The organism is Streptomyces sp. NRRL WC-3549, assembly GCF_000721935.1.
Lineage (GTDB): Bacteria > Actinomycetota > Actinomycetes > Streptomycetales > Streptomycetaceae > Streptomyces.
This window is the reverse complement of record NZ_KL585414.1, coordinates 168,340-171,447: the sequence shown is the minus strand read 5'-3', so window position 1 is coordinate 171,447 and position 3,108 is coordinate 168,340. Positions and strand designations below refer to the sequence as shown.

Here is a 3,108-nt window from a genome sequence, read left to right as displayed (position 1 = left end):
CCGCCGCTCTCGGGGTGGTAGATCCGCTCGTTGAGGTATCCCAGCGTCTCGTTCAGCGCCGCCGTCGAACACTTGAAGATCTCGTCCACGAACGCGATGTGCGCGGTCGTGGCGCGGCCGTCGTAGATCTGGCGGTATTCCCCCCGGGCCAGAGCGGCGACGTCGATCGGGCCGAACATCCTCGTCGGCGCGGTGAACTTCGACAGGAGTATCTCCCAGTACGACGCCCCGTCGATCCTGCTCGTGAGGTCTCGGGCCATCTCGGACTTCGCGGTCCCCGGCGGGCCCAGCACCAGCGAATGCTGCCCGGCCAGCAGCGCCACCACCAGCGTCCGCACCACGTCGGCCCGCTCGTAGAAACGCTCCGACAGCTCGCCGACCACAGCCCGTAGCTCCCTGGCGGTGTCCTGCGCGTCCATAGTCGACTCCATACTGCGACGCCCCTCACGCCGACGAGACGGCCGGCACCTTTCCCGGAAGCCGTACCGAAGCGGGACAGGCAGCTGAGGCCGTTGCGCCGGGCTGCTCCCGGAAACGATCCTCTGCCGCAGCAAGATTACGTGGCGGCCCCGGACCCCGGGGGCCTTCGCCCGGTATGCGGGACCTCGCACGCGCACAGACGGATCGTGGCGCGGTGCGGTGGCCGGAAACTGCCCCTCGTCCCCTTCGGCCCGCGTCTCAGCCGCGCCCCGGAAGCAGGCGTCCAGCTCCGCGGCGCCGGCCGGCATCACCCGCCCGCGGGCAGCCGTTCGTGCCAGTCGGACAGGCCGGCCGGCAGTGGTTCCACCCCGTCACCGCCCGCACCTGGGCGATCAGCGGGGCGATCCGCTCCAGCAGGTAGTCACCGCAGCGGAGTTGGTGAATCAGCCGGGCACCCCGGACATCGGCCTCGTCGGCGGTACCCGGTGAGCGGGCCGCGGCGGGGCCGTACCGGCCCGGCACGTCCCAGGCGTGCAGGGGCGCCGGCCGGATGCGGAGCCGTCCCGCCGACGGGCCGGTAGACGTACCGCCGGGTGCGCGGACAGCCGTGGTGCAGCTGAAACCTGTCGCCGGGTCCGCGCGCCCCGGCGTGGCCCCGCGTTCCCGTCGGCCGCCGTGGATCCGCCGTCACCGCGTCCTCCGCCCGGCGACTGCCCGGTGCCCCGCCGACGGCGCGACCGGTCCGTGGCCCACTCAGATCACAGGACAGCCACATCCGCGCGGACCTCCCGTCCGATCACGCATGATGACTCTGTCAACACGCAACGTTCTTGGGGAACTTCATGCACACCCGCACCACCACGGCCGTCGTCGCGGCCGTCCTGCTCCTTGCGACGCTCACCGCCTGCGGCGGCGACACCTCGGATGGCGGCCCTGGCGGTACACCCACCCTCAGTGAGGAACAGGGCGCCGAGGCCCGCGCGGCGAACGGGCTGCCCGACACCACTCCGGAGCAGGAAGCCGCGTTCGTCGCAGCGCTCGACTCGATCGACAAGGACATCGCCCACGGCGAGGCGGACAAGGCGATCAGCCGAGGCCGCAGCCAGTGCCAGTCCATCCACGACTGGCCGGACGACGAGACGAAGCAGGTGGAGCAGGCCCGTCAGCGGTTCACCAGCCCGACCCACCCCGAGGGCCGTTCGCCCCAGACCGCCGAGAGAATCAACGCGGCGGCACACGCCCATCTCTGTCCCGACTTCTGACTGCGCTCAGGCAGGTGACCCGCTGCGGGCGATCCCGGCCGCGACGGCCGGGACGGGAGCGTCGCGACTCCGCCCCGGCCGGGCCGCCCAACGGGCAGGCGTGCAGGGTGAGGGTACGCAGCCGCAGGGGGCGGGGGCCGGCTGCGACGTCGTACCCGTGCGGAGCGGGCGGATATGTTGTCGCCGCAGGTACGGTCATGCTGTGTGCACGGCCCTGAACGGTGTCAACCACCGTGCCCAGACGGCGAGTAGGAGCTTTCGATGACTGTCGACGATGCCGAGTTCCGCAGGAAGGTGCGTGCGGACGTACCGCACTCCGCGCGGGTGTGGAACGCGTGGCTGGGCGGCAAGGACAACTACGCGGTGGACCGGGAGCTGGCGGACGCGGTGACGGCCGCGTACCCGCAGACCGCCGCAGTCGCGCAGGCGTCACGCGCCTTCCAGGCCCGGGCGGTTCGGCACCTGGCCGGGCTGGGGGTGCGTCAGTTCCTGGACGTGGGGACCGGGCTGCCGGTGGAGAACAGCACCCACGAGGTCGCCCAGGCCGTCGTACCCGATGCCAGGATCGTGTACGTGGACAACGACCCCATCGTCCTGATCCACGCGGCGGCGCTGCTGGCCGGCGCGCCGGAGGGAAGGACGGCCTACGTGGACGCCGACCTGGCCCACGTGGACGCCGTCGTGGACGAAGCGGCCAAGACCCTGGACCTGACCGAGCCCGTCGCCGTCCTGCTGCTGTCGACCCTGGGGCACCTCACCCCGCCCGACGGGATCAGGGTCGTACAGCAGTACATGGCCCGGATGCCCTCAGGCAGTTTCCTGGTGCTCTGCGACACGGTGAAGACGCCGCAGACACTGGCCGCCCAGGAGGCGTACGACTCCGGGGAGAACCCGCCCTACCTGGTGCGTGAGCCCGAAGAGATCACCGGATGTGCCGAGGGCCTGGAACTGCTCGAACCGGGCTTCGTGTCCATCCCGTTCTGGCGGCCCGACGAGGAGGACCCCGCCCCCGTCGACCAGTGGGGGCTCGTGGCCCGCACACCGTGATCGGAGCGGCACCGCCCCGGCGGGCGGTGCCGCCGTGCACGGCAGGACGCCAGCACCGCGGTCCCCCGGTGACGACCGGAGGCCGCGCCGGTGCACGTCCACGGTGGTGTGACGGCTCGGCTACCGCGTGCCCGGCGTCGTGGGCGGCCCCGGCTCCACCGGGGCGGTCGCAGGCCGTCCCGGTGCGCCGGTCCCCGGCCGCTGCGGCGAGGCGTTCGAAGGGACCGGGGCTCATCTCGTTCCGCCACTCCTGGAGGGGGCGGTGTTCGCCGGGGCCCGGGACCACACGGTCGATCTGCTCGGAGGTGCGCCGGCGCCGTCACCCCGTCACCGGTGCGGCGGGAGCTGCGCGCGCACCCATGCAGGATCGGGGGCGACG

Annotated in this window: 3 protein-coding genes; 2 read left to right on the top strand and 1 reads right to left on the bottom strand. The window is 72.5% G+C overall.

Annotated features, from left to right (window positions below):
- A partial coding sequence (locus IH13_RS0122050) for an AAA family ATPase (RefSeq protein WP_158791262.1) occupies nt 1-419 on the bottom strand: 419 nt, incomplete at its 3' end.
- Between the two features lie 843 nt (nt 420-1,262).
- Here IH13_RS0122050 and IH13_RS0122045 point away from each other — a divergent pair.
- Nucleotides 1,263-1,682: a DUF732 domain-containing protein gene (locus IH13_RS0122045; protein ID WP_031087057.1), complete on the top strand. Its 420-nt coding sequence runs from the start codon at nt 1,263-1,265 to the stop codon at nt 1,680-1,682.
- Nucleotides 1,683-1,943: 261 nt separating this feature from the next.
- Nucleotides 1,944-2,729 (top strand): SAM-dependent methyltransferase, encoded by a 786-nt coding sequence (locus tag IH13_RS0122040; protein ID WP_031087055.1) that lies wholly within the window; start codon nt 1,944-1,946, stop codon nt 2,727-2,729.
- The last annotated feature ends 379 nt before the right edge of the window (nt 2,730-3,108 follow it).

Bases quoted from the DNA above. Each gene is read 5' to 3' on its own strand.
- IH13_RS0122045 (WP_031087057.1), top strand. From the start codon at position 1,263: ATGCACACCCGCACCACCACGGCCGTCGTCGCGGCCGTCCTGCTCCTT.
- IH13_RS0122040 (WP_031087055.1), top strand. From the start codon at position 1,944: ATGACTGTCGACGATGCCGAGTTCCGCAGGAAGGTGCGTGCGGACGTA.